Raw genomic sequence first — 26,214 nt, forward strand, 5'->3', positions numbered from 1 at the left:
TGATGTAAATCTTTGTCTGGATAGGGCAAAAATGAGAGCGGAAAATGGCAGACATCTCGTAGTTCCAGAAGTTATACATACATGTATGACAATATATTTCCTTTATTCAATAAATACAGAGATCGTTTTTCTGGTCTTAATGCTGTGAATGTAGAAAAAACGGGTAATACATATTTTAGTTTGGAGTATGACTTCAAAAAGAAAGCAGGCGCCTTGCCTGCTGAAATCACTTAACTTGTATTAGCCAAAACTTAATCTGACATAGTATGTTAAACTATTAACCACTAAACAGTCAGATTATGAATCAGACACAAAAGCTAATCCAACCCAAAATGGGCTTGTTGAAGTTGGCAGAGAAATTAGGCAACGTTAGTGGAGTCTGTAAGGTAATGGGGTACAGCGGTGACAGTTTTTACCGCTTCCAAAAGCTGTATGAGGAAGGTGGAGAAAATTCAATTAATAGATTCAGCTAGTAAAATAGCGGCTTTTTTTCTGTAAATGCTTTTTGCCCAGATAATATAAGCATTATGTAGTTTGCCTTTTTCTTTAATTGGGATATAAATTAAATCGTTTGTGTTTTCCATTAATGCCGAAGTAGATAAAATAGTGGACCACAAGCCCGTTTTCACGATTTCTAATAAGGTTGCAATATCATTCACTTCTAATCCAATTTTAGGCGTAATATTTTCCTTTTCATAAAGCTTGTCCAAATAACGTCGAGTATTGAATCCCTTGGTTGGAAGTGCTAAAGGTTCATTCTTCAATTGCGAAAAAATTACTTGCTTTTTTTGAGACAAAGAATGATTTCTATTTGTAACAAAGGATAAGCTAGACTGAAATAATAAATTGTATTCAAATTGCCGTTCATCTACAATATCACTATAAGATAAAATAAAATCTACTTTTCCACTATCTAACAACTTTAATAATACTTCAGAAGTCTCAAGTATTATTTCAATATGTATCTGTGGATATGATCTAGAAAATTTTGCAATACCCTTTGTTAAATAACTGGTTAATGCATAGGACACTCCGACACAGATAGTGCCTGTTTTTAATTCTTTGAAATCACTTAAAATGAGTTTAGCACTTTCTGATTGCAAGATTGTCTGTCGTGCATAGGGTAAAAATAATTTGCCCGCAGCGGTGAGCCTTACTCTTTTTCCAATTCTATCAAAAAGCAATATATCTAATTCATTCTCTAATTGTTTTATTTGCTGAGAAAGTGTGCCTTGAGTTACAAAGCATCTATCTGCAGCCTCGGTAAAATTTAACAATTCTGCAGATGTAACAAAGTATTTGAGTTGCCTAATTTCCATAAGCAAATTTACATTAATTGAATTTATCAATGAATGTAATTGAAAAATTCAGTTTAATCAATTGATTATTTCGACTCAACTTTGTTTCAACAAAGAAAAAATACGCAACATGAATTTTGAAAATATAAATCAAATTTACGGTAGGAGTTTTTTATTTACGCCAGCAAACAAATCCGAATTATTTGAAAAGGCACTTCATTCTGGAGCGGATATTATACTGTTGGATTTAGAAGACGCAGTATCTATCGAAAATAAAAAGGAAGCCCGTCAAAATATTCAAACACTTTTTAGTAATGAGGACGATGATATAAATAGAATAGGAATTCGAATCAATGCACTTAATACCTCAATGGGTTTAGAAGATTTATTAATGTTGAAGGAATTGCCAGTATTGCCAAAGGTTATCGTTGTGCCAAAATTTGAGTCATACTATACTATTGAAATGATTCGTTCCATTCTGAATCACGTTGATTCCTTATCAATAATTGGTTTGATTGAAACGGCTTATAGTGTATCTCATTTATCTGAGATTTTAAACACTCCATTTAAACCTGATGCATTAATGCTAGGCGCAGCTGATCTATGTGCCGATTTAGATGCCGAAAATGATCTTCAAACTTTATTGTCTATAAGAAGTCAAATGGTTTCAGTTTGCGCAACTTATGGAATAGGACTAATAGATACTCCATTTTTTGAAATTCATAATTTGAATGGACTTAAGCAAGAAACTCAGTTAGTGAAAAGATTAGGGTTTAGTGCCAAAGCAGCCATTCATCCATCTCATATTTCCATTATCAATGAAACGTTTAGCCCATCTGATAATGAGATCGCAAGAGCCAAAGAAATTATCAAGTTAGCCAATAAGGGGGCAGGACAATTAAATGGTCACATGATAGACTATGCTATGGCTAAAAAAGCACATAAAATAATCAATAAAGCTGATTTAATTAAATAAACACTAAAATTTAAATACAATGGAAATTTCAATGTACAAAAAGGTTGGAGACAACCGATACCGAGAAACTTATGGTCTTTACTATGAAGACTTTGTCGTCGGTGATATATTTGAACATCGACCTGGGAGAACTATCACAGAAACAGATAATATATGGCAATGCTTATTGACTATGAACTCGCAACAATTGCATTTTGATTCCGTCTATGCTGCACATACAGAATGGAAAAAACCTCTGGTTGATAGTACAATTACGCTTTCTATCCTAACTGGCATGAGTGTTCATAGTGTAAGTGGAAAAGTCGTGGCAAATTTAGGATGGAATAATGTTAAGTGTTTGGCTCCTGTATTTGCAGGGGATACCTTATATGCCGAATCAGAAATTATATCTAAAAGAGAATCGAAAAGCCGTATTACTCAAGGTATTGTAACTGTAAAAACCATCGGGAAAAATCAAAACGCAGAAATTGTCATGGAATTTGAAAGAACAATGTTAATTTATAAAAAAGGTAACTCTCCAGAACAAACAGCTGGATATTAAAATAGAAAATATGCAAAGTATACAATCTCAATATGAGGAAAAATTAACCTCAGCACAGCAGGCAATAAAATTATTAGAAAATAATGATAAATTAGTTATAGGAATAGCCGTATCAGAACCGCCAGCACTATTAAATGAGTTGGCAAATCAAATTAAAAATGGCATTTATTCGAAAATTAAACTATACTATAATGAATCTAAAGCTCCTGCTGCCAATACCATATTACAATACGATTTTTTAGACGTTTTGGAATTGAACTGTTTGTTTTTAAGTGGAAATGAACGGAAATTAATTCAACAAGGAATGGCTAACAATAGAAAAGTGGTCAATTTTGTTCCTACTACATTTAGTCAGACTCCGAGGATTTTATCGGAAGAAATAGGCATTGACACATTTATGGCAACGGTTTCTCCTATGGATGAAAATGGCTATTTCACATTTGGAACCAATAATGATTATGGAACCACTGTTGCTCGGTCTGCCAAAAAAGTCATTATCGAGGTGAATGAAAATATGCCTCGCGTATTTGGTAATTCTTTATTACACATATCAGAAGTGAATGCGATTGTGGAAAACAACCAACCATTGACGGAAGTTCCACCTGTTCCCGCCAATGACGTGGATGACAAAATTGGGAAAATAATTTCAACGTTTATTCCGGACGGAGCGACATTGCAAATGGGTGTAGGCTCACTGCCTAATGCTATTTGTGCCCAATTGGTTAATCACAAGGATTTAGGAATTCACTCTGAGGTAATTACTCCTGGCATGATTAATCTTATCCAACAAGGAGTTATTACCAATAAATGCAAAAATATAAACAAACGTAAAAGTGTATTTACATTTGCCATGGGAGATAAAAATCTATATGACTTTATAAATAATAACCCCGCTGTAGAAAGCCATCCTGTTAATTACGTAAACGATCCTTCGGTAATTGCTCAAAACGATAAGGTAATTAGCGTGAATGCAACTGCGGAGATTGATCTTACAGGCGCATGTAATTCTGAATATATCAAAGGACATCAATATAGTTCTTCTGGAGGACAGTTAGACTTTGTGAGAGGAGCATATCTTTCTAAAGGTGGCAAATCCTTTATAGCCCTTCATTCTACAACAAAAGATGGGAAAATATCCAAAATAGTACCTAAACTATCAGGGCCCGTAACTACTCCAAGAACAGATACTCATTATGTTGTTACTGAATTTGGAGCAGTCAACCTTAAGGGCTTATCTACTCCAGAAAGAGCATTGGCTTTGATTGGTATTGCGCATCCTTCCTTTAGGGAAGAACTAATTGCTGCGGCAAAACAAAATCATTTAGTTTAGAATATTAAAATATTAACTATGATTATTGAAAGAATAGATCACATTGTTTTTACAGTTGCAGATATTGAAGCAACTGTAAAATTTTACACTGAAGTATTGAATTTTGAATTAGAAATTTTTAATGGAAACAGAAAGGCCTTAAAGTTTGGAAATCAAAAAATAAATCTTCACCAAAAAGGAAAAGAATTCGAGCCTATGGCTTTGTATCCAACTTGTGGCGCGATAGATCTTTGTTTTATCACCAAACTATCTATTAGCGATATTCAAAATGAATTGAGCGAAAAAGGTATTGTAATAGAAGAAGGCATTGTAGAAAGAACAGGTGCTTTAGGAAAAATAAATTCTATTTATCTAAGAGATCCTGATCATAATCTTATTGAAATAAGTTGTTATCAATAATTAAAAATAAAAACACTACCCAGGAAAAGTAAGGATAGTGTTTGCTCCGATTTGCTTAGACAGGTTCTTCTGCAACAAATATTTTCGATCATTCTTAGCCCATTAAATTAGCAGATCTAATATTGGAAGTAATGTTTTACTATAATTAGTAAAACAATAAGTTACGAAAGGCTGTAATTCGACATTCAATTTTATCACATCTAAATGAATGTAGAAAGTCTGAGACAGGATAGCCCTATTTCCCATAATCTCTTTATAAATTGCTTTATTTTTTGTGCCAAGATTCCATTTTACTGAACAGTATGGATATTATCCATAAAATGTATTTCCAGCTTTCTATAACATATGCGCCAGCCATGATCCGTTTTTACGAGTTCATCAGAAAAAGCCCCAGCTACATATAAAGATTGATTGGGTATACCAACGTCAATTCTCCCCTTATGTGTAGCCCATAAATCTGTTCTTGCGCTGGCCTCATTACCTATTATTTCAACAACAGGATTTCCCATTAGATGTTGCCAATTAGAAAAACTACTCATGTTACCGTTATGAACGCCGTCTCCGCGCATAATTTTAATCATGTTTTGATAGTTTGTTGGAGGATTTCCTGCGGCTTGAAAGTCCAAAACAGCGTCGTCTGTAAATACATCCTTCCACACTTCTTGTACATTACGATCTTCTCCTTGATGTAAATCTTGGCCAAAACTATATTTTGTAATTACATCTTGAATTTCAAAACGATCTAAAAGGTACTGCAATTTTTTTTCTATTTCCATTGAACTATAATTTTTAATACAGCAAAATAAAAACATGTAATTACATGATTTAAGTTCACTTTACTTTTGTAAATTACCTAATCACTTTATCATGCATATTTCGTTTTGCAATATTTGATTTTAGTAGCTAATAATTTGTTTTTTATATTTTATAGCTAGACATTCCAAATACTTTTGTTATATAAAAATTACAATTATGACAAAAGATAAAACAGTACTAATTACCGGTTGCTCCATGGGATTAGGTGCTGCGACTGCAACTTATTTTGCTAATAATGGTTGGAATGTAGTCGCAACAATGAGGTCTCCTGATTCCAATAATACACTTGAGCAGAGATCAAATATTTTAGTTTTGAAATTGGATGTCCAAGATAAGTCCACTATAAAGCAGTCAATTGAAAAAGCAATTGATTATTTTGGTAAGATTGATGTGGTTATTAATAATGCCGGATTTGGAATGAATGGCATTTTTGAATCTATTCCGGAAGAAAGAGTTATAGAACAGTTTGATGTGAATGTATTTGGTGCTATGAATGTAACTCGGGCGATACTCCCTCATTTTAGAGAAAAGCAAAATGGTTTGATTCTTAATATTAGTTCTGGAGTTGGTGTTTTTGGACTTCCACTAGGTTCATTGTACACAGCATCCAAATTTGCTTTAGAGGGTTTTACGGAAGCGATATCTTATGAATTAGCGTCTATTGGTGTTGTTGTAAAGCTAATTGAACCTGGAGCGGTTGCAGAAACGGGTTTTCCCAAAAGAAGCGCACAAGAGTTTGGAAGTTATAAAGCGCCAGTTGAATATAATAGAATTATTCAGTCTATGGGAGGTGTTTTTCAAAAATTTAGAACAAATGCAGATCCTGACGCACTCAGTAAAGTAGTTCAATGTATTTATTTAGCCTCTACTGACAATACAAATCAGCTACGTTATTTAGTAACAGAAGATATTGTGCCTATGGTTAAATTAAGAAGGGAATGCTCAGAAGAAAAATTCATGACAAAAATGCGTGAAATTTTCAACTATGAACTTTTTCGGTAATGTAAACTATAACAGTCAAAATACAGATGTATTTTGACTGTTATAGTTATAAAATTAGGTATTTATATTAAACGCAAATGCAGTTATAATGTTAGTCCTCCGTCTAGAATAAATTCTGAACCAGTAATAAATTTTGCATGATTACTTGATAAAAATAGTGCCATTTGGGCTATCTCCTCCGGCTGACCAATTCTTTTTAAGGGGATTTGTTCTTTTAGGCTGATAAATACAGCTTCTGAATTTGCTTTACCCTCTGGTGTTTTGCTTAATACTTCAGTTTTTGTTGGACCTGGACTTATCATATTAACACGAATATTTCGAGAAGCAAGTTCTTTTGCCGCAGTTTTTCCTACAGAAACTATCGCGGCTTTGCTTGCCTGATATACTGAGCTTTTAGGAAAATGGAATTGTGCTGCAATTGAACTCAAAATAAGAACCGATGCGTTCGGCGCAAGTAAAGAAATCCCTTTGCTCAATGTAAAATAGGCGCCTTTAAGATTGATAGACATTACTTGATCGAAATTTTCTTCGGTCATATTCTCAATTAGCTCGTTTGTTCCTGTAATGCCTGCGTTTATAAACAATATGTCAATATGTCCAAATTGTTGTGCTATAAATTGGTATAAGGCATTTATGTCACTTAATTTAGCTTGGTCAGCTACAAAAGGAACAAATCCATACTTATTTGCACAACTTTCAACCGCATCTTTTCGTCGTCCTGTAATAATAACAGTGGCGTCCTTGCTTTTGAATGCGATGGCAGTGGCTAAACCTATCCCACTATTTCCGCCAGTTATAACTATAATTTTTTCTTTAAAATTTTCCATAAAAATGATTTTGACAAATCTATTTCAACAATCAAATAATTTTGCAACTAGTATAATTGAGTATACCTTATGAATAGAAATCAGCAAGAAGAATTAAGAGCGTTACAAGACACATTGTATTTCATTGGAGGTAAGTGGAGAATTCCTATCATCAATGCATTGTGTAATGGTAAAAGACATTTTATAGAAATACAAAAAAGTATACCTGGTATAACCAAACGTATGTTGTCGAAAGAATTAAAAGAGATGGAATTAAATAAGTTGCTAGACAAATTAACAGACACAGATGGGTTTACTAACCTATATATTCCAACAGAATATTGTAGGACATTTGGGAATATTATCCAATCTATGATTGATTGGGGAAGGTCGCATCGTCGTTATGTAATGACTAAAGAATAATTACGTTTAAGTAACATTCAGGTTAGGAACTTACATCGATAGTTTAAATAATTATAGTTTTGAATTATTCAATTATAGTTATGAATAAATAAGATTTTTTAGATTATTTACGCCTAAATTATCTCAATTGGGTTATTGAGAATTCTTATTTCATTAATTTTGTTTAGTCTCAATTGCATATACACCAATATAGGCCATTTTTATAAATAAAGTATAGCATCCAATGTCTCAGAGACTCCAACATGCTGATATAAGGTTATTTCCTCTTTGGACGTAATGCCATGCAGTATAGCCCAAAAATTAACAGCAGAAGATTGCGCAGTTTGTGCGTCTATAACAGAATCACCAAGATAAAGCACTTCTTCTTTTGGTACTTTTAATTCATTTATTGATTTATAAATACCATCAGGTGAAGGTTTATGATTTGTGACATCCTCCAATCCAACAATAGAATCAAAAATATCTATCATTTGTTCTTTTTGTAAAAACTCTATGATTCTAAATTTGAATTTATTGGAGACTATAGCAAGCTTGGCGCCTTCCAATCTTAATTTCTTCAATACATATTTTACTTCGGGAAAAAAGAAAGTTAGGTTAGTCATGCATTCGTTTGCTTTTAAAATATATTCCTTTCTTAAATGTTCAATTTTTGTTGAATCAGTTAAATGTGTTAATTCAGAAAAAGATATTTCTAAAGATTTTCCAATAGTCTTTTTAATATCATTATCCGAAATATTGGAAAAGCCAGCATTTTTTAATGCATATTGAAAACAAGTAACGATACCCAAACTGGAATCTACTAAGGTATAATCGAAATCAAAGATGTAGGCTTTATATCTATTCATGATTTTGTAAATAAAATAATCAGTTATATACAAAAGCTAAAATTAATATTTAATTTCAAAAAGGCTTGCCGATTAAAAAAATGATTATTTGATTTTAGTATCTTTATAAAATGAAAATTACTTCATTTTTATCCCCTCATTCATTTAAAGCCTCAAAGTATAGTATAGATTCGGCCGCTATAAATACTATTCCTTCGAGGAGAGACTTCTATAAAATATGGCTAACTTTCAATAAGGGAATACTGACTTTAGAGGGCACAAGTTACACAATTAAGCAACCTTCATTAATACTACTTCACCCAACAGTCACCTATTCTTTTGATTCTGCAGAGTGTGTAAAAACCGATGAAATTGACCCCCTAATACCAAAATTAAATTGACCCCCTAAAAAACGCTTTCGAAGAAGCGTATTTTTAGTATCGCAATATGGCCCAAAAATTATCCAAAGAACATGTTGTATTTGTAGTGCAAAGTTACTAAATCTAAATCAGCACCATTACGGCTGTATTCTCTTTTTCTTTCTCAAGGATTCACCATATAGTTCGATACGTATCGCTTGGTGTACGATTCTATCCAAAATTGCATCCGCTACCGTTTTCTCGCCAATGATATCGTGCCATTTTGCCACAGGTAATTGAGAGGTTATCATTGTAGATCTTTTACCATGTCGATCCTCAATGATGTCCAACAGGAGATTCCTTGCTGCTCCGTCCAGTGGTTGCACACCAAAATCATCTAAAATGAAAAGCTGCGCCTTTTCTATTCTGGCAAGTTCCTTTAAATGGGAACCTTCGGCTTTGGCAACTTTTAGTTGTGCCATTAATTTGGAAGTAGTGGCGTAATAGACTTTGTATCCCAGTATACAAGCTTGATATCCAATGGCGGAAGCAAGAAAGCTTTTTCCCGTACCAGTACTACCGGTAATAAAAACATCGCTCGCCTGATCGATAAAACTACCTTCTAATAGTCTTTGTACGAGATTACGATCCAAGCCACGATCTCCTTGATAGTCCAGTTGTTCTGGTTGGGCACTATAGCGAAAGCCTGCATTACGTATGGATCGTTGTTGTGCCCGGTATCTGCGATCCTCCCATTCCGATTGTATGAGAAAATGGATCAACTCATCCTGCGTATAACCTGGACCACTGGAGCCATCCTGTTCGATATAGGATTTAAAAGCACTGGCCATGCCACTGAGGTGCATGCTGCTCATTTTGTCTAGGCATTCTTTGTTTGTGTTCATATCTGTTGTTTTATCTTTTATTAGCGATGATGGATTTTACTTTTGTAAACGGCTATTGATAATACTTTCCACCGCGTATATTGTCGTGATCTGGCATGGACGAGTCTGGTAGGTTCTGTGGTGTATCTTCGTCCATAAAGTCCGCCTTGGACTTCAGTATTTTTTCTATAATACCATAGTTATAGATGCCGTATTCATGAGCTCTTTTACAAGCATTAACCAGTCTGGAAGCTCCTACTTTTCTGCCGATATTCAATATCCCTTGGCAAGCACGTAGGTTCTTGTCGGGGTATTCCGGCCGCGCCAATACTTTTTCCAGATAGAAATTCACTTCTTCGGAGATTTCCTCGGCTTGCTGTAAAAAAGCGGTAGGATCCCACATGGAAGCTGCCCCCGATTGCCAACTGGCCAAGTGGGCAGGGTCTTGTACGTATTTTTCTTTTTGGTAACTGCGTGCATGCTGACAGATAAGTTCACTTCCTATAAAGAGTTCTACGCGGGTACTACTATAGAGGAGCTTTATTTTTTTACCGATGTATTTATAGGGAACGCTGTAATAATGATAGTCCAGTGCCACGTATCCATTTTTACCTACGGTGGTAATACGGCTATCCAAAGGATCGTATCGGTATGCGTTTAAGGGTTGTAAAGTATCTTTTTCCAAAGTCTCAAATTGCTCCCTGCGACTGGGTAATCCAGCAGTCATCGGATGATTATTATGCCTTTCCAAATGAAGAGCAATAGCTTCATTGAGGTCGTTCAAGCTGTGATATACGCTTTTGTCTATTTGGGTAAATATGGAAGTGTAAACCAGTTTTACGGCTCCTTCCACCAAAGCTTTGTCTTTGGGACGGTACACTCTGGTGGGGAATACATGCGTTCCATAATGGGCAGCAAACGCAGCAAAGCTTTCATTGACCTTGGACTCATAACGCCCCGGTTTACTGACGGCAGACTTTAGATTGTCTGGGACAACCGCTTGGGGTACGCCACCAAAATAATGGAGTGCCGACTCACAGGCATCTATAAAATCTTCTTTCTTCTGGCTAGCCACCGCCTTTACATAGGTCAATTGGCTACAGCCCAATATCGCCACAAATACCTCTACCGCAGTAATGGCTCCTGTATCAGGGTCTGTGAGATAGAGCTTTTTACCCGTAAAATCAATATACATTTTATCGCCCGCCTTATGTACCACCCGAAGTGATGGACGGATCTTACCCATGTATAAATTGAGATAATCCATAAAACGAGAAGATTTATAACCATTTGGATGAAGTTGTCTGTACTGCTCATACAACATCCATTTGGTTACGCCTCTGTTTTTGCGTAGTTGACGGACATAGTCTGCCAATAAGGGCTCGAGCGCCTTGCTGCGCTGGCTGGGACTCCACTGTGGTCGCTGAGCTACACCCAATAGGGACAGCAACTGTTCATCGCTCATCGCGGATAATTGTGTGGCATCATAGCCACTACCACGCAGTAATGTTAGATACTTCTTAACCGTATTGCGAGATATACCTACGGCGGCACTTATATATTTACTTCCCCTGCCTTCAAGTGATAGGCGTATCAATTGTCTAATCTTGTACATTTCTATTGTTCTGTTTGCCATCGAAAATCACCATTTGATGTAGTGGTAACTTCCGAGTTTTTACGCTACAATACAACATAGACTCCTAGATATTTTAGGGGGTCAGTATACTTTGGAAATAGGGGGTCAATTTAATTTTGGCGAGTGGGGGTCAGTTTGAATTGGCGGAACGGGGTCACTTTCATCGCCTATTCCACTTTACAAGTGAGATTACGACACCAAAATGTCGGCCTTCATGAATTGCATTAGTGATCATCGCATCCTCAAAGTTGTCAATCGTAATCCCTGATGGTAAACTCCAACCCTGGTAAGCCTCTAATTTACATGATTGAACATCTGAGGCCAGTTGCTCAAATGCCTCATGAAAAGCAGTTTTGATCTTAATGATTTCTTCAGCACTTATTAGCCTTTTCGGTTTTGTATCCGGGGCAAACTGCGCAAAGAAACCAACATCAATAGTTGGTTCTAAGCCACCCAGTTTATAACACAACATTTGTTGTGTGAAAACCATATGGCCGAGATTCCATATTAAATTGTTATTCATGTGTTCAGGGATAACATTCAGCTCTTCTAGGGATAAGTTTTCTATCAATTTTGTGACACTGTTCCTTACATAACGGATCAGTTCCAGTTCTTTATTTAATTTACTATTCATCATTATTAGTCCTTAAGATTGACAATTGATCATTACATTCTCAAAGTTTGTCGCTGCGGCAGCGGCATCCATTGCCTGATCCAATTCAGACATTTTGAAAATAATTGGCGAGATTAGGTCTATAGGAAGCTGGCCGCTTTTTACAATCTCCAACAGTTTACGTGTGGCGTCTTTTGGGTACATAAAATTGCCCAGTATGGACCAACTGTTGAGCATAACGTAGGTGTATGGGATCGGTAAATCAACCGTCATGCTCCCCATGATTACTAATCTGCCACCGGGGACCAGGCTGTAAAGTGCAGACAAGGTTGAATTGGGATCTTTGGCATTGCCGACCATATCGAAAGCCATATCAGCACCACCGCCGCAAATGTTTTTAATGGCGGCTACATCTTCTTGTATATTCCCGCTGAGTACTACCGGCAGGACTCTTTTTCCTGCTTTCTCCGCTACAGATCTCAAAACATCGGCATTGCGGCCAGTAACGATTACTTTTGATGCACCCATTGTAACGGCAAGAAAGACAGCCGATGCCCCAAAAGAACCTGTGGCTCCATTGATGATGATTGTCTCACCCGCGGAAAGATGGCCTTTGAGTAGTCCTCCGTAAGGCACAACAAAACGGCTGACAGCAGAAAGCTGAGCATCAGAATAGGCTTCAAGACCATCTAAAGGTGTAAGTGTTTCAACTGGAACCAGAACATAGGGCGCAAGTGTCCCATCTGGGTAATCAAGCTGTGCCGATAGTGCGGCATCCCCATTTTTTGTAATCCCCAACAAGATCATTACCGGACTGCTTACATTATCTCGTGCAGTGATATGTGATGATAAGATTACACGCTGTCCGTGTTTTAAATGCCACACATCCTGTCCAATTGCTTCAACGTATCCAATGGCATTGCTCCCCATTGTGAATTCATGCGGAGGAGGGTTATATACTGCAAGTTTTCCTTCAGTATAAGATTTAAGATAAGACACGAGCGCAGTAACTGCAACTTTTACCAAGACACTGCCAGCTCTAACTTCAGGAACGGGCACTTCTTTTAGTTCCAGTTTGCCCCCCATTTTTTCAAGCCTCCAGGCTTTCATTTGCTTTTCCATAAAACGCTACTTTTTTTGTAGTACAAAGTTCAATCAAAAAGTAGGTAGCTAAATAGTCAAAATCAAATGCGTAGATACAAAAATCAAAGAACTTGTTTTTGTAAAGAAGAAAAATAAAAAGTCGAGCAATATATGGATTTAGGGGTTGAAGGCTTTTCATTTATCAATCAATTAAGGGATTGGGACATCGCTCAAATGACAAAAGAAAAAATACTGGTTAAGGCTCATTCATATTAATTACTCACTTAGTTATTTTTACAGGGAAATAACGATTTTACCTATCATATCACCTTGTTCTATTCTATTGTATGCATCTTGTACCTCTTCTATTTTGTAAACCGAATCAACAACTGGATGGAAATCGCCAATGTGGAAACTTCCTCAAAACTCAAATTGTCTGGGGCATTTATAATTCCATATTCCGGCAGGCAAACATACTCCGCCAAAACACATTGGGTTTGCCATGCTGCCCTTGTATTGTATTCTCTTTGAAAATTACCTTTTGTCCAATTGGAGGGCAACGCGGTCGCCAATTTTCCATCCCTCGACATTTTCGCCAAATGCCTCTACGATTCCGGATCCCAATCTTTACTTTCCTATGAATTAGTTGTAATTTTCCTATAGTAATGAGCTGAACAATTTTTCTATTCTGTTTTTTGTTTCACTAAGCTAAGAAGGTTTGTATCAAGAATGCTGGCAGCTTTCGTCGGCATATGCTCACTGCGTTCCGCTATTCCACGTTCTGCCAGCCTTCTTGCAAACCTTCTTATGACGCTGTTACACAAAAACAGTATAATATGAAAATGTACAGCAACCTCCAAGAATTAGAAAATGAACAAACTCATTGGTCAGAACTACAAGAAGTGCAGTTGTCCTATCGTAATAAACTCAAAGCATCTCAAAGACCCAAAATCAATCAGTCTGAAGATGCTTTGACCCTGTTTAGATCCGTATGGAACGAAAATGAAATGGAACTTGTAGAATCCTTTAAAATGCTTTTAATGAATAATGCCAATAGAGTACTTGGTGTATACCATAGTTCTACTGGAGGTTCTACAGGAACTATAGTTGATATTCGCATCTTACTTACGGTAGCTTTAAAATGTAATTCCTGTAAATTGATTGTTGCGCATAACCATCCGAGTGGGAACCTTACTCCAAGCCAAGCTGATCTGAAAATAACAGAAAAATTAAAGGAGGCTACAAAATTGATGGACATTACTTTGTTAGATCATTTGATTCTTACAACTGACAGTTATCAATCTTTTGCGGATGAAGGACTTTTATAAGTCCTTCATTTGATTTTTATAACTGTTTTGATATTGCGTTTTTACTATTCAAAATAGAATTGCTATTCAAATGGAGTATTCGGATAAAATATAGTCATATACTTTTTTACAAATTTTAAACTTTTCATTTTTCTAAGTTATTGAAAGTCTAACTTCTATTATCTACGCCGCATCTATCCTTGTTTGAAAGTGTTGAACCTGCCATATTGCAGTCCTAAACACAGAACAGTATGGAAAAATTATTCATCCCCACAGAAGAAGACTTTCGACGTTGGATTGCAGAAGCATTGGAAAACTCCTTGCGTAAACTTCCACAAATATTAAAAACGCCCACGATTGAACCAGAGAAATTGCTCAATCGTAAAGAAGTGGCAGGCATTTTTCAAATTTCTTTGGTGACACTACACCAATGGATGCATCTGGGACTACCTTTTCACAAACAAGGTGGAAGAGTTTACTTTCTCCGCTCTGAAGTGATGCATTATTTGAAAGATAAAAATCCCAAACAATTGCAAAATCGCATTGCTTAAATTTTTAAAACCAAACATCATGGCAGATATTAAAAGAAGAATTCTGGGCTTTAGCACAGGAAAACAAATCAAACTTTATGGCAATAGCCTTTCTATTGGCAACGACCTGCAAATTGGGGAAGGAGGAGCTCCTAATCTGTTATCTTTTCAGGAAGCAGTCATGAATAAAAATCTTTCCTCTAGCAAAGAAGAAGAATCCAAAACAGAGGTTAAGAAAAAAGCTATGGTGATCAATAGTAATAACTTTTCCAAAGAAGAAATCTTTGAACTGGCTGATTATGCTATTGGTCTATGGATGGATCTCAAAGACAGTATACGCAGAAATGGGTTAGATAATCCCAAAATATTCAAGAAAGATAGTTGAATTACTTGAGTTAATTTAAGTTTCATCAGGCGGGTGAAAAGAAAAAATAAATTCAAATTTATAGTTTTCTTTTCATTGTTTCCTGTGGCAAAATGATAGTTGCCCTCTCACTAAACCCCGATTGTTATCATCTTAAACTTCGGAAAAAGTACATTTTGAGAAAGATGTGCTTGTACAAAATCAATCGTATAAAATCCAGTGACAAACTAAAAACAGACATACGTCACCTATTATAGGTCTTTTACTTGCATTTCTTCCTATCAAGAAGGATTGATGCGCTATAGACATCGCTCGTTCGATGAGCCAGATGTACTGTTGTATGACAACAGGGTCTGGCTCACTCGCTGCCATAGTTGCGAGATGACTATAAAAAGGCTCGAAACTCGCCTGTTTTCCATTTTCAATAAATATAATTAATCACTTATGGAAGCACATAATCCAAATAGAATCTACCGGATAAATTTCCGATTGACAGATGTAGAACATCAAAAGATATTAACCTCTTGGCAAAAAAGTTCCGATCAAAAACTCAGCGACTATGGAAGAAAACTATTGTTGGGAAAGCCCGTGACCTTTTTTATTCGAGATCGCTCTTGGGATCTTTTCACCGCAGAAATGGCCAAACTCCGAAAAGAACTGAAAGTGCTTGGCAATAATTTTAATCAGGTCGTCCGACGCATCAACGGACTGAAAGAGTTACCCAGATATGAATTTTGGTTACAAGATGCCAAGAAAAAACAAGAAACACTATTGGAAATCACCAAAGACATCCAACAACAAATCAATAAAAATGCTTCGACATGGTATCAAAAATCATCATAGGAAAAAGCATCCGAGGAGCCTTAAACTACAACGAAAAGAAAGTTAAAGAAGCAAACGCATTTGCTTTGGACGCTAATGGTTATTCAAAATCCATTTTTCAACTTTCCTTTTCCGAGAAGTTGATGACACTAGAGAGACAGGCCGCTCTCAATGAACGGATAAAAACCAATTGCCTGCATATCAGTCTGAACTTTGATCCATCAGAAAAACTATCCCCACAAAAACTGGCAGAAGTGACGTTTTTTTATATGGAAGAATTAGGATTTGGAGAACAGCCTTATCTCGTCTATCAACATATAGATGTTGGTCATCCGCATGTCCACATTATTACCACTAATATTCAAGAAGATGGAACCGCCATTTCTTTACACAATATTGGTAGGACAAAAAGTGAAGCCGCCAGAAAGAAAACAGAACTAGAATTCTCATTGATCAAAGCGGAAGGCCATAAAAACATAAAAGAAGCACAAAGTATAAAACCTGTAATTGCAGAAAAAGTAATCTATGGCAAAGGCGAAACAAAAGCGGCTATCTCAAATGTAGTAAAGTCTGCTATGAGAAATTACCGCTTTACTTCACTTGCAGGATTTAATGCCGTGCTCAAAGGATATAATGTGCAAGCTTACAGAGGAGAACCGGGAACGACTATGTTTGAGAAAGGTGGCTTGACTTATAGTGTACTAGATAGAAAAGGAAACCGTATTGGCACTCCCGTGAAAGCGAGTGACCTTTCAGCTAGACCGACATTAAAGAATTTGGAAAAAGTATTCCAACAGAAAAAAGATTATTCCGGACATTACTACCGAAAAATAAAGGAGGCTATTGACAAAGCAATTGATACTAACCTGCCGAATTTAAAGGCATTAGAATCTGAATTAAAAAAGGAGCAAATAGAAATGGTTACTTACCAAAACAAACAAATGATCTATGGTATTGCTTTTATCGACCACACTTCAAAAGTGGTGGTCAATGGAAGTGAACTTGGCAGAAATTATTCTGCCAAGAGAATACAGGATCAGTTAGGTATTAAGGGTTTACTAGAAAGAAAACAAAATATGTTGGATAATGAAAGATTATCCGCATTTGCGAAGGACATTCCTACTCAAGGAAAGGTCACGAATGCACTTTCTTATATTTATAGTAATGGTTTAAAATTAGAGGTATCCAAAGGAAAATATCAAAACTTTGATTATAGACTTTGTTTCCAAGATCAGAAAAGTAATTCTTCCATTGGCTTATATGGAAAAATGAGAGTCTATCTTGAAGAACGGAACATCACACCTGAATTATGTGCCCATCTGAATAATCATGTTTATGACAATGGAATAAACCTAATACAAGATTACATTCATGGATTATTTGCTCAACAATCTGAAACTTTATTCGGACATATTACACAAGACAAAGAGAAGCCTAAGAGACGAATTAATTGGTAAAAGAAATTGGTATTAAAACTATGTAGATTTCAGAATCAACTAGAGGTTTGATGAAAATGTGTGATGCCAATAGATACGCTACAATTTAAGAATAGTTTTTTTAAGCCATTTAATGTTTCCGGAAATAAACAAGGACGGCGATTTGCAATGCCCCCCTGAAGTGAGATACTAATTGGGGACAGTCTAATAAAAGTCCCCTATTTTAAGTTTACCCTTGAAGTCTATTGCTGGTAGGTTGCACCTCTGCAGAGGCTATTGCCTATTTGACTTTGAAGAAAAGTTATGTTTTGTAGTTTAATCAAATTGAGGTAGCCATACTTTCTGGGTAAAATACATTCATTGAATACCCCAAATATTGTAGTAAGCTCAAGTTGAGGCAAAATAAGATGTGCAATCTCTGTAAAAATTTCATAAGGCGTTTTCCCTTATAGGGAGGAATGTGGTCTTTCTACTTTTTCCTATCAAATGCAGAGAATAAGGTTTTAATGGTTTGTACTTGATGAAATTTTCATGTAGTTCATATTGGAAAACTGCATTGAAAAATTCAGTACTCCAATCAGTCTGGATGAGTTGGATGGGGAAGCCAAAAGTATCCGGTAGCTCGCATAGGAAAGGAACATTATTTGCCGCTTTTTTATTTGGATAAATACGAATCGTTTTCATCCTTGTACAGTCGTCTATTGCAGTGAACGTGATAAGCCCTTGGGGTAATATTGGTGACGTCCAACTGAACTCTTTCTCTAGAAATATTTTTGCAAAAGCTTTTATAGTCCAAATTTTTAAGACTTATTACAATAGATTTAACTTGGAGTTTGGGTAAAACACGACAAACGGTTATTGGTGAAATGCGAATATTATTTCTAACCAAGTTAATCATCCGTAACCTTAAAGTTTGTGAGGTTCTTAGAGCACCTAGACTTTTTTGACAATCCCAGTTTGCCCATTTCTTTATCCTTATTTATTCATCCATAGACTTAGTAACTCCATAACGTAATGCGGTTTGCGTTACATAAACCGACTCTGCATAGATTTTGAGCCAGTTTTTCGTTTCCTTATTTGTCCGATTATCTTTTTTATGAGTAGAAGCAAATTAGCTATTTATATAGTGTATATATTGATATTTTACATCTAATATGAGTTCTTGTAATTTAAAAATAAAAATTTTCTATATTATTGATAATGGTAAACATTTAAAATTAAAACAAGAAAGATTAGAAGAATATGTATTGCCTAAATGAACAATGTATTAATAATTTATTCTCCCCACTACAATTGTTAATGCAATGAATTAACAATTGTAGTGTATTGTTATAAAGAAATTATTTATATTTTTATGCAGGGATTAAGATTACGAAAAATAAATTATTGACTAACTTTCGTTATTTATATGAGTTCTTGACTAAGCGGATTTTAAATATAGTCTTTAATTTATTATTAATTTTAGTTTGATTAAATGTACTTTTTACATTAATTTAAAAAACTAATTATTATAATTAATTAACATATGATAAATTTATTTAGAAATCTTATTAGCACAATGTATAATTGCGAAGAATCGGTTTATTATTTGTGTCAAAGATTAAATATTCCAATTACTCAGACATCTCTTCAAAAACAACTAGAAGAACATCCAGATTATCCAAGTTTATTAGCCGTTAGTGATGTCTTAAGTAATAATGGTGTTGAAAATTTTGCAATTAATACAGACACTAAAATGTTAAAAGATTTTCCACTTCCATTTATAGTTCAAATTAAAATTAATCATGAAAATCTTTTTGCAGTAATAACGAATATCGTTAATAATAAAATAACTTTTTTTGATACACAAAAATACAAACAAACAACTTTATCATATAATCAGTTCAAAGAGATCTTTACTGGATATATTTTGTTATCAGAGAAAGGGGAAAATTCGGGGGAAATCGATTATCATAAAAAACTAAAAGAAGAAAAAAGAAATGTACTAACTAAACTATTTATAATATCTACAGTTCCCTTTCTTACAATTTTGGCTTGTACGATATGTTTTATCACTAATAAGTTAAATGCTATAGTTTCCATTATATATACTTTGCTCGCACTTGCGGGTACAAGTGTAGGAGGATTACTTCTTTGGTATGAAGTAGATAAACATAATCCTACTTTACAGCAAATATGTACAGGAAGTAGTAAAACAAATTGCAATGCAATATTAAATTCTGATGCATCTAAAATATTTGGTATTAGTTGGAGCGTGATAGGTTTTACTTATTTCGCGGGAAGCCTGATAAGTATGTTGGTTTCTGGTATTTATAATATACCTGTTTTGTTCCTACTCGCATGGCTTAATGTTTTAGCATTACCATACATTGCGTTTTCATTGTATTACCAAAAGAAGATAGCCAAACAATGGTGTGTTTTGTGTTTAACTGTACAAGCTATTCTCGCATTGCAGTTTACAGTATCACTATGCGGTAATTTTTTATCTGTCGATGGTTTGCATACAATTGAGTCAATTAATATTTTATCCATAATGATATCTTTTGCTATACCTTTTTTGATTGTGAGTCTTTTGCTACCTGCTTTGCGGCAAGCCAAAGAAAACAAACAAAACAAAAATGAGCTACAACGACTAAAACATAATCCACAAATATTTGAGGCTTTACTTGCCAAACAAAAACCTATTATAGAATCTACACATGAGTTAGGTATTCTCTTGGGAAATCCAAATGCTACACATAAACTGATAAAAGTTTGTAACCCCTATTGCAGTCCATGTGCAAATGCTCACTCAACAATTGAAGACTTATTAGAAAATAACCCAGATCTACAAGTGCAAATTATATATACGGCGACGGACGATGAAAAAGATATCAAAAGCCCTCCAGTAAAACACCTGCTTGCAATAGCCTCAAGCAGCAATAGTCAAACAATTAAAAAAGCATTGGATGATTGGTATTTGGTAGAGAAAAAAGATTACGCGGTGTTTGCTGCCAAATATCCGATGAATGGAGAATTAAAACTACAAGCTAATAAAGTAAAAGCCATGAGAGATTGGTGCAATAAAACAGGGATTACTTTTACACCTACATTTTTTGTTAATGGATATCAACTGCCGCAACAATACACTGTGGCTGATCTAAAATATTTTCTTTCCGTTTAAATGGGAAGAAATATTCTTTACTTACAATTTGTAAAGTCTTATTTAATCAATCATCTAAAAAAATTAAAAGATGAAAAAATTGAAGCTAAACCTTCAACGACTTGAAAATGTTGAAGTGTTGACGAGAAGTCAATTGAAAAATGTATTAGGTGGGTTCGCTCCATCAACCTCATCTAATCAAAGCTGTTCAGCGGCACTAGAGCAATGCCATGACTATGAAACAATACCTTGTTGTAGTGGACTTGAGTGTAAACAAGAATATCTTGGAGATACTTCTATTTGGGTATGCGGGTAATTTTATTACAATTGTTTTGAGAATATCGTTGGGAATACGACTAATAAAACTAAAGCGTATTCCCCTCTTTAAATAATCTCAGGAACAAAATTCAAATATTATGACAAATTTAAACCATATTTTAAAAGGATTTATTATTATCGTCGTAACTTTTAAGAGCGTAAAAGCCCAACAAGTGGATAATATAATAAATACGCATATTAATTTAAACCCATACGAAGAAACTTATTTACAATTAGATAATAATTTATATTCCGCAAACGACACAATATGGTTTAAAGCGTATGTACTTGCGAATGCAGCCCCATCCTCCTTTAGTCACAATTTATATACCGATTGGTTTGATAACAACGGTAAACTATTAGAACATCAAATATATCCTATTATACAAGGCAGAAGCAATGGGCAATTAGTGATTCCTAGTTTTTATCAACAACAAAAGATACATCTTCTAGCATATACCAAATGGATGCTCAATAACGATACTGATTTTTTATTCAGAAAAGACATTGATATACTTCCTCGTAAAACGCAAATAATTACCGCGTCAAAAAAAGAAACACAAAAAACGATAATACAATTTTTCCCTGAAGGTGGTAATTTAGTTGCTGGTATTTTAAATAAAATAGCTTTTAAAGCAACAGATCAATTTGGTACGCCTATTGAAGTGAGTGGGGCTATCTTAGACAATCATCAAGATTCGATTGCAAATCTCGTAACTCAACACGACGGTATGGGATATTTTTATTTACTACCAAAGACAAATACAAACTATATAGCAAAGTACCATTCATCCTCCCATGATACCATTACTATTAATTTACCTTTAGCACAATCCGCTGGCATTGCTATGGAAATTATTTCCCAAAAGGATAACAAAAAAATTGTTATTAGAAAACAAGGTAACGATACGGAAAACGATTCCTACAATATAGACTATAACCATTTGCATTTACTTGCTGAAAAAGATGGCACAGTAAGCTATCTATCCAACATCAACCTATCAGGAAAAGATAATTTTGAAACAAATATTCCTGTTTCTCATTTATCATCCGGCATATTAACTGTAACGATTTTAACTAACGATTGGACTCCTCTAGCAGAACGCATATGTTTTATAAAAGCAAATGATATAAACCACAATCAGCCAAATCTTTCTGTAATCAAACAAGACCTAAATAAAAAAGGATTAAATACCATACAGTTACAATACGATGACACTTTACCAGTGAATCTATCAATTGCAATTACGGATGGTAGCATTCTTATAGATACAACAAATAATATCATCTCATACTTATTGCTAACAGGACAATTAAAAGGGAAAATAAATAATCCTGCCTATTATTTTGAAGACACTAGTAAACAGAAATCACAAGATTTAGATCTCGTGATGTTAACGAATGGTTGGCGAAAATACAATTGGCAAGCAATAGCCCAAAATGCAAAAACTACAATTAAATATCCAAGAGATAGTGCTTATTTTTTCTTACAAGGAGTCATTACAGATGTAAAAAATAAAACAAAATTACCAAAAGAAATTTCTTTTATGACAAATAACAAGTTATCTTTTGGTAGCAATAGTTTCATGGTAGATAAATTCGGTAATTTTAGAGATTCCTCATTTCTCATCTATACCACGACGAAACTTACATTTCATCCATTAAATGGTCAAAGAACCTATGCTTTTAATTTTAACAAATTATCAGATCATTCTTTTACGAAATATCCTTTTATATTAAGCGACTCAGCAACTGAAATATCACAAAAAATACAACTTGGAAGACTTGACCATTTTAAGACAACACTTCAAGATGTTACAGTTACTTCGTATAAAACAACCTACGAAAATCCAATTGATAGTTTAGAAGCACCCTATCAATCCCAAGAATTTATAAGAGCTCCAGCATTAAAAAACGTCTACGTATTGAACCAGCCTATCCTTAGTGCATATGGAGCTAATTTTGTTTCATTTATTAGATCTAAACTACACTTAACGATCGGTTCTGGACCAGATCGAACTTATATCCATCCATATTTCTTTGTAAATGGGCAGGCTATGCCAAGTGATGCTGCCATGCAAACGCCAATTGTTGATATTGTTTTTGTAAAATACTATAAATATTTTGTAGGAGCTCCCGGAGGAGGTGGCTTAGATGGAGTAATTGCAATCTGGACAAAACAAGGCTTTCCTAATGAATATGATTTTAGAACAAAAAATGATAATCCTACCTCATTTACAATGTCAGGTTATACTATTTCCAAAGATTTTTATAACCCCGATTATAGTTCAAAAAGCGATGGTAATGCGATTAACGATCAAAGAAAAACTTTGTATTGGAATCCTGAACTAACACTTGACAATAAGGAGCACAAAAAGATTCAATTATCTTTTTACAATTCAGATATTGCCAAAAGTTATAAAATAATTATCGAAGGATTCAAGATTGATGGGACCCCAATAAATATTGAGAGAACGGAAGAATTAGTATTATAGTTATTAATACAGGATTATTCAGAAATTGATTGCAAAAAAAAATTATGTTTTATATTACCGTAGTTCCAGACGATTTTTATTTTATATGGCAATTAGAGTTACAACTATATAATTTTCAACAATTAGGTGTTGCTGCAGAGAATATTCATGTGCTTATTGGTTATGACTGCAGGCGAGGTCTGAGAGACTATTTTTCTATTCTGATAGAACAACAAAAAGATAACGCACTATTTTTTATTTATCCCGATAGTCGAAAATCTAAAAATTATCTTTCATCTATACGTCCGCACATATTAAAGCAACATTTGACAACCTATCCATATCTAGAGCAAGTCCCATTTTTCTATTATGATACGGATATTATTTTTCGGGACTTACCTGATTTTGAAAATCTAGTTAAAGGGCATTATTGGTATGTCTCCGATACCCGCAATTATCTCGACAGTAATTACATAAAACAATTAGGCGGCGAAGAACTATTTACAAAAATGTGTGATGTTGTTGGAATTAAAAAAGCGGTAGTAGAAAATAATGATTTTAATTGTGGAGGAGCACAGTATATTATCAAAAATACAACTACAACGTTCTGGGAAAAGGTAGAAAACGATTGTGAAGCCTTATATAGTTTAATGCAATTATACAATAATCATAATGCTGCGGGGTTGTATATGTCGACAAAGAAGAGGATAAGCGAATATCGTGGTATCCAGGCTTGGTGTGCCGACATGTGGGCGGTTCTATGGAATGCTTGGCTATTTGGATATGAAACAAAAATAAGTAAAGAATTAGAATTTTGTTGGGCAAAAGATAATATTATACAATGGCATAACAAGAAAATATTGCATTATTCAGGAAGTTTTAAAAAAGAAGAAAAACAGTTTTTCCGCAAAACGAATTTTGTTAAATACTCTCCTTACTATGATAGTATTTTAAAAAATATTAGAAAAGACAATTGTAGTTATCCTCTTGTAGAATTGATAGAAAAATATAGAAAGAATTTGGATGAAAAAAGAATTAATTTTTCGGATGTAAGCATCTTAATCCCAGTAAGAATAGATTCTACAAGCAGAATGGAAAATCTGCTTTATGTAACTAATTATTTATCAAAATATTTCAAAACAAAAATATTAATTGCGGAATCAGATATGCAACAAAAAATAGATCCGGAATTATTATCAAAAGATTGCTTATATACTTACATCTGTGATGATAATCCAAACTTGTTTCATACCAGAATCAATAATTTTTTGATAAGAAAATCAACCTCAAGTTTTATTATTATACATGACACAGATATAGTCATTCCTATAAAACAATTTATAGCGGCTATTGACATGTTAAGAGCTGGTAAATATGATATGGTTTATCCGTACGATGGTTCATGTGTGAGTGTTGATAGTCTATCCAAAGAGATGTTCGGAAAAATATTAGAAGCTGAACTTTTTGAATTGCATGTAAATAAATTTATTAAAGGAGCAAAAAGATCATGTGGTGGAGCTATTTGCATTGACAGAGAAAAATATATAAACGCTGGTATGGATAATGAAAAAATAACTAGCTGGGGGCCAGAAGATTTAGAACGATTAAAACGAATGAAAAGCTTAGGTTATCGAGTAAAAAAAAATGAGGGGAATTTATATCACTTACCTCATGAACGCTTTGATAATTCATATTACAAAAGCAGTCATGATAGAATTCAATTTATGAAAGAATACCTAAAAATTTGTAGGATGAGAAAAAAAGATTTGGAAAATTACATAGAAACATGGAATTGGGCAAAGTAATAAAATTAATTTTATGATTCAATTAGATTCAGCGAACGAGATTAAAATAATGCAAAATGACCATATAGGATTGTTTGATGGGATTGGAGGGGAATCTATTCTACTCTTTTTATTATCAAAATGTGATAGCGAGAGTATTAATAAGCAGCGGGCACAGCAGTCGCTTGATATTATTAGTGATAATATAGACTCAATGGAGCGTCTTAATTTTTCAGATGGCTTAGCTGGTATAGGTTGGATGGTTGAGTGGATAGTTCAAAATGGTTTTTTAGAATTTAACACAAACGAAGTTCTGGAAGATATAGATAATACTTTATATAAATCAGTAATATACTCTTCGGATAATAATATTTCATTAGCAAGAGGAACCATAGGCAAAATCCTTTTCTTTTGGAGTCGATATAGAAGCAAAAATCCGAGTACACATCGATTGAAAAATATATTTCAAGAAGAATGTCTCGTTTTATTAACGGATGATTTATACGAACACCTTTGTGGTGAAAACGCCATTTTCCATAAAAAAAAATTATCATCTGATGATGTAATTAATTTGGGACACGTTATTTACTTTTTGAGTAATTTTTTGTGGACAAAAATAAATGAACCGACAATTGAAAATACTTTATACGGCGCAATGAATTTTATTATGGAAATAATAGATAAAAATATAGGTGACGAAGATTTTAATTCTATAGAGGTGACAGAGATTGATGATTATTTGTTTTTATCCAGCTGTTTTTATTTGGCAGGTAAAAATCATCAATTGAATTTTTGGCAACAAAAAGGCATCAAATATGCTTCTTATTTTAAAGACATGCTTAAACAAAAGGATGTCAATTATTTATCTGGAAACATTATTCTTAGTAGTATGATTCTAGATAATCAAATTGCTACTTTAGAGAATGTAAATTACAGTAATTCTACATTAACAAATATAAAAGGGAAATTTTTTATATATCATCTAGCCACTCAAAATATCATAGATTTTGACACTGCCGTATCCTTATTAATATTAAGATAATACAT

Annotated in this window: 29 protein-coding genes and 1 pseudogene; 18 read left to right on the forward strand and 12 right to left on the reverse strand. The window is 34.3% G+C overall.

Annotated features, from left to right (window positions below; genetic code table 11):
* Positions 1–81 precede the first annotated feature (81 nt).
* On the forward strand, positions 82–234 hold the full coding sequence (locus tag E0W69_RS20455) for a hypothetical protein (RefSeq protein WP_191968012.1): 153 nt from the start codon (positions 82–84) through the stop codon (positions 232–234).
* Between the two features lie 65 nt (positions 235–299).
* Positions 300–458 (forward strand): annotated as a pseudogene (locus E0W69_RS08600) (helix-turn-helix domain-containing protein); the annotation flags it as partial.
* Here the strand turns inward: E0W69_RS08600 and E0W69_RS08605 are convergent.
* Entirely contained in the window at positions 453–1,319 is an 867-nt protein-coding gene (locus tag E0W69_RS08605) for a LysR substrate-binding domain-containing protein (protein ID WP_131329676.1), read from the reverse strand. The pseudogene E0W69_RS08600 and the gene E0W69_RS08605 overlap by 6 nt on opposite strands.
* Before the next feature lie 109 nt (positions 1,320–1,428).
* On the opposite strand from E0W69_RS08605, the gene E0W69_RS08610 reads away from it, so the two are divergent.
* Genes E0W69_RS08610 through E0W69_RS08625 form a run of 4 tightly spaced genes read left to right on the forward strand, consistent with a single transcriptional unit; the run spans position 1,429 to position 4,544 of the window.
* Complete coding sequence (locus tag E0W69_RS08610; RefSeq protein ID WP_131329677.1) at positions 1,429–2,274, forward strand: aldolase/citrate lyase family protein; 846 nt, start codon at positions 1,429–1,431, stop codon at positions 2,272–2,274.
* Between the two features lie 19 nt (positions 2,275–2,293).
* The gene (locus tag E0W69_RS08615) at positions 2,294–2,815 is read left to right on the forward strand and encodes a MaoC/PaaZ C-terminal domain-containing protein (protein ID WP_131329678.1); all 522 of its coding nucleotides are present in this window, start codon (positions 2,294–2,296) and stop codon (positions 2,813–2,815) included.
* Positions 2,816–2,825: 10 nt separating this feature from the next.
* Positions 2,826–4,145, forward strand: coding sequence for an acetyl-CoA hydrolase/transferase family protein (locus E0W69_RS08620; RefSeq protein ID WP_131329679.1), 1,320 nt, complete (start codon positions 2,826–2,828; stop codon positions 4,143–4,145).
* A gap of 18 nt (positions 4,146–4,163) precedes the next feature.
* Complete coding sequence (locus tag E0W69_RS08625) at positions 4,164–4,544, forward strand: VOC family protein (protein WP_131329680.1); 381 nt, start codon at positions 4,164–4,166, stop codon at positions 4,542–4,544.
* A gap of 290 nt (positions 4,545–4,834) precedes the next feature.
* Here the strand turns inward: E0W69_RS08625 and E0W69_RS08630 are convergent, their stop codons facing one another.
* Positions 4,835–5,320 (reverse strand): nuclear transport factor 2 family protein, encoded by a 486-nt coding sequence (locus E0W69_RS08630; protein ID WP_191968013.1) that lies wholly within the window; start codon positions 5,318–5,320, stop codon positions 4,835–4,837.
* A 196-nt stretch (positions 5,321–5,516) separates the two neighbouring features.
* On the opposite strand from E0W69_RS08630, the gene E0W69_RS08635 reads away from it, so the two are divergent.
* Complete coding sequence (locus tag E0W69_RS08635) at positions 5,517–6,362, forward strand: SDR family oxidoreductase (RefSeq protein WP_131329682.1); 846 nt, start codon at positions 5,517–5,519, stop codon at positions 6,360–6,362.
* Positions 6,363–6,445: 83 nt separating this feature from the next.
* On the opposite strand, the gene E0W69_RS08640 is transcribed toward E0W69_RS08635, so the two are convergent.
* Positions 6,446–7,189, reverse strand: coding sequence for an SDR family NAD(P)-dependent oxidoreductase (locus tag E0W69_RS08640; RefSeq protein ID WP_131329683.1), 744 nt, complete (start codon positions 7,187–7,189; stop codon positions 6,446–6,448).
* Between the two features lie 69 nt (positions 7,190–7,258).
* On the opposite strand from E0W69_RS08640, the gene E0W69_RS08645 reads away from it, so the two are divergent.
* Complete coding sequence (locus E0W69_RS08645) at positions 7,259–7,591, forward strand: winged helix-turn-helix transcriptional regulator (protein WP_131329684.1); 333 nt, start codon at positions 7,259–7,261, stop codon at positions 7,589–7,591.
* Between the two features lie 200 nt (positions 7,592–7,791).
* Here the strand turns inward: E0W69_RS08645 and E0W69_RS08650 are convergent, their stop codons facing one another.
* The 7 genes from E0W69_RS08650 to E0W69_RS08680 form a co-directional block, all read right to left on the reverse strand.
* A complete protein-coding gene (locus E0W69_RS08650; protein WP_131329685.1) occupies positions 7,792–8,436 on the reverse strand; it encodes an HAD family hydrolase in 645 nt (214 codons plus the stop codon).
* A gap of 496 nt (positions 8,437–8,932) precedes the next feature.
* Positions 8,933–9,679 (reverse strand): IS21-like element helper ATPase IstB, encoded by a 747-nt coding sequence (gene istB, locus E0W69_RS08655; RefSeq protein WP_131328747.1) that lies wholly within the window; start codon positions 9,677–9,679, stop codon positions 8,933–8,935.
* A 52-nt stretch (positions 9,680–9,731) separates the two neighbouring features.
* Positions 9,732–11,294, reverse strand: coding sequence for an IS21 family transposase (gene istA / locus E0W69_RS08660; protein ID WP_131329686.1), 1,563 nt, complete (start codon positions 11,292–11,294; stop codon positions 9,732–9,734).
* A gap of 160 nt (positions 11,295–11,454) precedes the next feature.
* Complete coding sequence (locus E0W69_RS08665; RefSeq protein WP_131329687.1) at positions 11,455–11,931, reverse strand: DinB family protein; 477 nt, start codon at positions 11,929–11,931, stop codon at positions 11,455–11,457.
* Positions 11,932–11,940: 9 nt separating this feature from the next.
* Positions 11,941–13,029 (reverse strand): zinc-binding dehydrogenase, encoded by a 1,089-nt coding sequence (locus E0W69_RS08670; protein WP_131329688.1) that lies wholly within the window; start codon positions 13,027–13,029, stop codon positions 11,941–11,943.
* A 255-nt stretch (positions 13,030–13,284) separates the two neighbouring features.
* Positions 13,285–13,398: a zinc-binding dehydrogenase gene (locus E0W69_RS20830; protein WP_131331936.1), complete on the reverse strand. Its 114-nt coding sequence runs from the start codon at positions 13,396–13,398 to the stop codon at positions 13,285–13,287.
* A complete protein-coding gene (locus E0W69_RS08680; protein ID WP_131329689.1) occupies positions 13,356–13,580 on the reverse strand; it encodes a hypothetical protein in 225 nt (74 codons plus the stop codon). Before E0W69_RS08680 ends, E0W69_RS20830 begins: the two co-directional genes overlap by 43 nt.
* 246 nt (positions 13,581–13,826) lie before the next feature.
* Between E0W69_RS08680 and E0W69_RS08685 the strand changes: the two genes are divergently transcribed.
* The 3 genes from E0W69_RS08685 to E0W69_RS08695 all read left to right on the forward strand — a co-directional run bounded on the left by E0W69_RS08685 (position 13,827) and on the right by E0W69_RS08695 (position 15,212).
* Positions 13,827–14,318, forward strand: coding sequence for a JAB domain-containing protein (locus E0W69_RS08685; protein WP_225321458.1), 492 nt, complete (start codon positions 13,827–13,829; stop codon positions 14,316–14,318).
* Positions 14,319–14,548: 230 nt separating this feature from the next.
* On the forward strand, positions 14,549–14,848 hold the full coding sequence (locus E0W69_RS08690) for a helix-turn-helix transcriptional regulator (protein ID WP_131329690.1): 300 nt from the start codon (positions 14,549–14,551) through the stop codon (positions 14,846–14,848).
* 19 nt (positions 14,849–14,867) lie between these two features.
* Complete coding sequence (locus E0W69_RS08695; RefSeq protein WP_131329691.1) at positions 14,868–15,212, forward strand: hypothetical protein; 345 nt, start codon at positions 14,868–14,870, stop codon at positions 15,210–15,212.
* A gap of 180 nt (positions 15,213–15,392) precedes the next feature.
* On the opposite strand, the gene E0W69_RS20460 is transcribed toward E0W69_RS08695, so the two are convergent.
* Positions 15,393–15,563 carry a hypothetical protein gene (locus E0W69_RS20460; protein ID WP_191968014.1) on the reverse strand — a complete coding sequence of 57 codons (171 nt, stop codon included), beginning with the start codon at positions 15,561–15,563 and terminating at the stop codon, positions 15,393–15,395.
* Between the two features lie 72 nt (positions 15,564–15,635).
* Between E0W69_RS20460 and E0W69_RS08700 the strand changes: the two genes are divergently transcribed.
* The gene (locus E0W69_RS08700) at positions 15,636–16,034 is read left to right on the forward strand and encodes a plasmid mobilization protein (RefSeq protein WP_131329692.1); all 399 of its coding nucleotides are present in this window, start codon (positions 15,636–15,638) and stop codon (positions 16,032–16,034) included.
* Positions 16,013–17,470 (forward strand): relaxase/mobilization nuclease domain-containing protein, encoded by a 1,458-nt coding sequence (locus E0W69_RS08705; RefSeq protein ID WP_131329693.1) that lies wholly within the window; start codon positions 16,013–16,015, stop codon positions 17,468–17,470. Before E0W69_RS08700 ends, E0W69_RS08705 begins: the two co-directional genes overlap by 22 nt.
* A gap of 408 nt (positions 17,471–17,878) precedes the next feature.
* Here the strand turns inward: E0W69_RS08705 and E0W69_RS08710 are convergent, their stop codons facing one another.
* Positions 17,879–18,133, reverse strand: a complete 255-nt coding sequence (locus E0W69_RS08710) for a hypothetical protein (RefSeq protein WP_131329694.1) — start codon at positions 18,131–18,133, stop codon at positions 17,879–17,881.
* Between the two features lie 841 nt (positions 18,134–18,974).
* Between E0W69_RS08710 and E0W69_RS08715 the strand changes: the two genes are divergently transcribed.
* The 5 genes from E0W69_RS08715 (at position 18,975) to E0W69_RS08735 (ending at position 26,209) form a co-directional block, all read left to right on the forward strand.
* A complete protein-coding gene (locus E0W69_RS08715; RefSeq protein WP_131329695.1) occupies positions 18,975–20,612 on the forward strand; it encodes a vitamin K epoxide reductase family protein in 1,638 nt (545 codons plus the stop codon).
* Between the two features lie 79 nt (positions 20,613–20,691).
* Complete coding sequence (locus E0W69_RS08720; RefSeq protein ID WP_131329696.1) at positions 20,692–20,907, forward strand: hypothetical protein; 216 nt, start codon at positions 20,692–20,694, stop codon at positions 20,905–20,907.
* A gap of 100 nt (positions 20,908–21,007) precedes the next feature.
* Complete coding sequence (locus tag E0W69_RS08725) at positions 21,008–23,404, forward strand: hypothetical protein (protein ID WP_131329697.1); 2,397 nt, start codon at positions 21,008–21,010, stop codon at positions 23,402–23,404.
* 44 nt (positions 23,405–23,448) lie between these two features.
* Positions 23,449–25,188, forward strand: a complete 1,740-nt coding sequence (locus E0W69_RS08730) for a galactosyltransferase-related protein (RefSeq protein WP_131329698.1) — start codon at positions 23,449–23,451, stop codon at positions 25,186–25,188.
* Between the two features lie 13 nt (positions 25,189–25,201).
* Positions 25,202–26,209 (forward strand): lanthionine synthetase LanC family protein, encoded by a 1,008-nt coding sequence (locus E0W69_RS08735; RefSeq protein WP_131329699.1) that lies wholly within the window; start codon positions 25,202–25,204, stop codon positions 26,207–26,209.
* The last annotated feature ends 5 nt before the right edge of the window (positions 26,210–26,214 follow it).

This window comes from Rhizosphaericola mali (genome assembly GCF_004337365.2).
In the GTDB taxonomy this organism is placed as follows: domain Bacteria; phylum Bacteroidota; class Bacteroidia; order Chitinophagales; family Chitinophagaceae; genus Rhizosphaericola; species Rhizosphaericola mali.

Bases quoted from the DNA above. Each gene is read 5' to 3' on its own strand.
- E0W69_RS20455 (WP_191968012.1), top strand. From the start codon at position 82: ATGTATGACAATATATTTCCTTTATTCAATAAATACAGAGATCGTTTT.
- E0W69_RS08605 (WP_131329676.1), bottom strand. From the start codon at position 1,319: ATGGAAATTAGGCAACTCAAATACTTTGTTACATCTGCAGAATTGTTA.
- E0W69_RS08610 (WP_131329677.1), top strand. From the start codon at position 1,429: ATGAATTTTGAAAATATAAATCAAATTTACGGTAGGAGTTTTTTATTT.
- E0W69_RS08615 (WP_131329678.1), top strand. From the start codon at position 2,294: ATGGAAATTTCAATGTACAAAAAGGTTGGAGACAACCGATACCGAGAA.
- E0W69_RS08620 (WP_131329679.1), top strand. From the start codon at position 2,826: ATGCAAAGTATACAATCTCAATATGAGGAAAAATTAACCTCAGCACAG.
- E0W69_RS08625 (WP_131329680.1), top strand. From the start codon at position 4,164: ATGATTATTGAAAGAATAGATCACATTGTTTTTACAGTTGCAGATATT.
- E0W69_RS08630 (WP_191968013.1), bottom strand. From the start codon at position 5,320: ATGGAAATAGAAAAAAAATTGCAGTACCTTTTAGATCGTTTTGAAATT.
- E0W69_RS08635 (WP_131329682.1), top strand. From the start codon at position 5,517: ATGACAAAAGATAAAACAGTACTAATTACCGGTTGCTCCATGGGATTA.
- E0W69_RS08640 (WP_131329683.1), bottom strand. From the start codon at position 7,189: ATGGAAAATTTTAAAGAAAAAATTATAGTTATAACTGGCGGAAATAGT.
- E0W69_RS08645 (WP_131329684.1), top strand. From the start codon at position 7,259: ATGAATAGAAATCAGCAAGAAGAATTAAGAGCGTTACAAGACACATTG.
- E0W69_RS08650 (WP_131329685.1), bottom strand. From the start codon at position 8,436: ATGAATAGATATAAAGCCTACATCTTTGATTTCGATTATACCTTAGTA.
- istB (WP_131328747.1), bottom strand. From the start codon at position 9,679: ATGAACACAAACAAAGAATGCCTAGACAAAATGAGCAGCATGCACCTC.
- istA (WP_131329686.1), bottom strand. From the start codon at position 11,294: ATGGCAAACAGAACAATAGAAATGTACAAGATTAGACAATTGATACGC.
- E0W69_RS08665 (WP_131329687.1), bottom strand. From the start codon at position 11,931: ATGATGAATAGTAAATTAAATAAAGAACTGGAACTGATCCGTTATGTA.
- E0W69_RS08670 (WP_131329688.1), bottom strand. From the start codon at position 13,029: ATGGAAAAGCAAATGAAAGCCTGGAGGCTTGAAAAAATGGGGGGCAAA.
- E0W69_RS08680 (WP_131329689.1), bottom strand. From the start codon at position 13,580: ATGTCGAGGGATGGAAAATTGGCGACCGCGTTGCCCTCCAATTGGACA.
- E0W69_RS08685 (WP_225321458.1), top strand. From the start codon at position 13,827: ATGAAAATGTACAGCAACCTCCAAGAATTAGAAAATGAACAAACTCAT.
- E0W69_RS08690 (WP_131329690.1), top strand. From the start codon at position 14,549: ATGGAAAAATTATTCATCCCCACAGAAGAAGACTTTCGACGTTGGATT.
- E0W69_RS08695 (WP_131329691.1), top strand. From the start codon at position 14,868: ATGGCAGATATTAAAAGAAGAATTCTGGGCTTTAGCACAGGAAAACAA.
- E0W69_RS20460 (WP_191968014.1), bottom strand. From the start codon at position 15,563: ATGGCAGCGAGTGAGCCAGACCCTGTTGTCATACAACAGTACATCTGG.
- E0W69_RS08700 (WP_131329692.1), top strand. From the start codon at position 15,636: ATGGAAGCACATAATCCAAATAGAATCTACCGGATAAATTTCCGATTG.
- E0W69_RS08705 (WP_131329693.1), top strand. From the start codon at position 16,013: ATGGTATCAAAAATCATCATAGGAAAAAGCATCCGAGGAGCCTTAAAC.
- E0W69_RS08710 (WP_131329694.1), bottom strand. From the start codon at position 18,133: ATGAAAACGATTCGTATTTATCCAAATAAAAAAGCGGCAAATAATGTT.
- E0W69_RS08715 (WP_131329695.1), top strand. From the start codon at position 18,975: ATGATAAATTTATTTAGAAATCTTATTAGCACAATGTATAATTGCGAA.
- E0W69_RS08725 (WP_131329697.1), top strand. From the start codon at position 21,008: ATGACAAATTTAAACCATATTTTAAAAGGATTTATTATTATCGTCGTA.
- E0W69_RS08730 (WP_131329698.1), top strand. From the start codon at position 23,449: ATGTTTTATATTACCGTAGTTCCAGACGATTTTTATTTTATATGGCAA.
- E0W69_RS08735 (WP_131329699.1), top strand. From the start codon at position 25,202: ATGATTCAATTAGATTCAGCGAACGAGATTAAAATAATGCAAAATGAC.